Raw genomic sequence first — 2,038 nt, 5'->3', positions numbered from 1 at the left:
CAAGCCGACGTCACCATTGTGTGTAACAACCCGAATGTACAATGGGTCATCAGCACTGATCGTGAGCATCTTACTGCTATGGAAGTAGAAAAAACGCCTAGCGGGTACCGGATTTTTAAAAATTTACCGGATAATTTCGATGAAACCGAATCCATTTGTTTAAATGTGACACAGCGGGCGAATACTAAGCTTATCTTTCATATGGCGAGCGGTATTGGCATAGCCGATAGAAACGGCAACATCATGATTAACGAAATTAACGCAGATCATATTCTATTGTCATTGGACAACGAAAGCATTGATTTTCATGATCCGACTGAATTAATGCGTAGCTTAAATCCAGCGTTAATCACCCCGGAAGTGGTAAAAGCATATTTTAGAGAAGTGATCATCGCTACGGTGAGAAACATCGCCATTGAAGATATTAAAAAAATGACGGAAAAAATCACCAAGATGGTTAAAGCCGTTACCTTGATGAAAAAATCCACAGACTATGCTGCCGCTCTGCAAGCCCTTCAATCCTTACGCGAGGTCACCGACATCACGATAATGCTAACCGAGATGCAATCGATTACCGAGATACAATCGGATAACGGCAAGGGTGTTGTGGCCAAAATCGTTGCCAACATAGCGGAAGAAATTCAAACGATTAAATCCAATAAAGTGATGCACCTGATTCAATTGTTGCAATCTTCCCCTGAAATGACGGCTTTCCCGTTATATAGCTATGTAAAAAATTTTACGCTTCGTGGTGATGAAGAAAATAAAAACGTTTATTACTCGTTACGCACACAAGATTTTGTTCGTACCGAGAATCAGCAGGACACTTTGTTTGCCAACACCCAGCGTCGCCATGTTGAAACCCTTTTTTTTGATGAAACGCATGCTTGGTTTAAAGGCGATTTACTGCTATCCACGGCTGATGATAATCAGCATCTTTATATTTATAGAAATCTTATTTGGGTATCGGCAGTTGAAAGTAAAAAGCTCATACAGGTTTATTTTCCTATTTGCCATCAACCTGATGTGTTGGAGGTTCAAAATAAAGGAGAGGGGGTTCAAGAAAATATTAAACATCAATCTCGATCAAAAATAACCCGCATCACAGATCAAAAAAATATTGAAAAGTTTATCTTTTTGAACAAGAATACAGCTATCAACGGCAGGGTATTGAGCAACGCTTTATTCTAAAATATAAAATCGACACCCTGAAACCTGAGCAAGGGGTGATTTTTATTCGAGCGCTGAGTTTACCATCAACCATCAAAAATCGACTGATTACCGATCTCAACTTGGATTTCCTAAGCCACTTTATGCAGCAATATTCTACTCTCAAGCCTATTAAGCTGCCTCTTGATAAGCTTAATCCCTGGACGCGTCGCGCACTGAATATAAAAGCCATCCATAATTTTTCAACCGATACGGTCATTATGATAAGCAATCAATTAATATGGCCATTGATGGGCACTATTGTGGCTAAAGGGATAATCAATGTGAATTTGCCGATGAGTATTTCCAATAATTCAACTGATACCATTAACCATGCTGGAACAACGATGGTGGCGATCAATGAAAACCTGATCACCGGTAGTAAGCAACAAACGAATACTCTGTACTATCATTTTTTGGAGTATTACCGATAGGGAGCAAAAATTTAAAAAATTGTATGTTCAGCAGGATAATATGCCGGCGACAGAAATGGATTTACGTCATTTTGGCTTAGGTAAAGACAAGGTGTTGAGCATAAAGAATACCATTATTAATACCGCCAATGGTTTGATATATGGTTTGTACGATGATCAAAGCATATCCTTTGTCGGCGTAGGAAAAAATTGATTAACCGATCATGGTGATTGGTGGATTTATTTTAAAAGCTATATCGATCAGCTAACAAAAAGAGTAGAAGGCCTCACTTCATTGCCATCCGGGCAAATAAATCCTATTAATATCGCGCCCTATCTGACCATTTCCGGTTTACTCGACAATGACGGATTAAAGCCGCTTGCCGCTTGGTATGATCGTAGCAGTCAACATTTTA

The 2,038-nt window shown here is 39.3% G+C and carries 3 protein-coding genes; all 3 read left to right on the top strand.

Annotation, left to right across the window (positions count from 1 at the left end; translation table 11 throughout):
* A partial coding sequence (locus tag REG_RS08480) for a hypothetical protein (RefSeq protein ID WP_218015681.1) occupies nucleotides 1-1,191 on the top strand: 1,191 nt, incomplete at its 5' end.
* A gap of 35 nt (nucleotides 1,192-1,226) precedes the next feature.
* Nucleotides 1,227-1,643 carry a hypothetical protein gene (locus REG_RS08475; RefSeq protein ID WP_006705258.1) on the top strand — a complete coding sequence of 139 codons (417 nt, stop codon included), beginning with the start codon at nucleotides 1,227-1,229 and terminating at the stop codon, nucleotides 1,641-1,643.
* Nucleotides 1,644-1,683: 40 nt separating this feature from the next.
* The gene (locus REG_RS13470) at nucleotides 1,684-1,836 is read left to right on the top strand and encodes a hypothetical protein (protein WP_176603499.1); all 153 of its coding nucleotides are present in this window, start codon (nucleotides 1,684-1,686) and stop codon (nucleotides 1,834-1,836) included.
* Nucleotides 1,837-2,038: the final 202 nt, after the last annotated feature.

Source organism: Candidatus Regiella insecticola LSR1 (assembly GCF_000143625.1).
GTDB lineage: Bacteria > Pseudomonadota > Gammaproteobacteria > Enterobacterales > Enterobacteriaceae > Regiella > Regiella insecticola.
Note: the sequence above shows the minus strand (reverse complement) of the source record. Positions and strands in the feature narration are given on the sequence as shown.

What these genes read in the sequence shown, in the direction of transcription:
- REG_RS13470 (WP_176603499.1), top strand. Translation starts at nt 1,684, where the DNA reads ATGCCGGCGACAGAAATGGATTTACGTCATTTTGGCTTAGGTAAAGAC.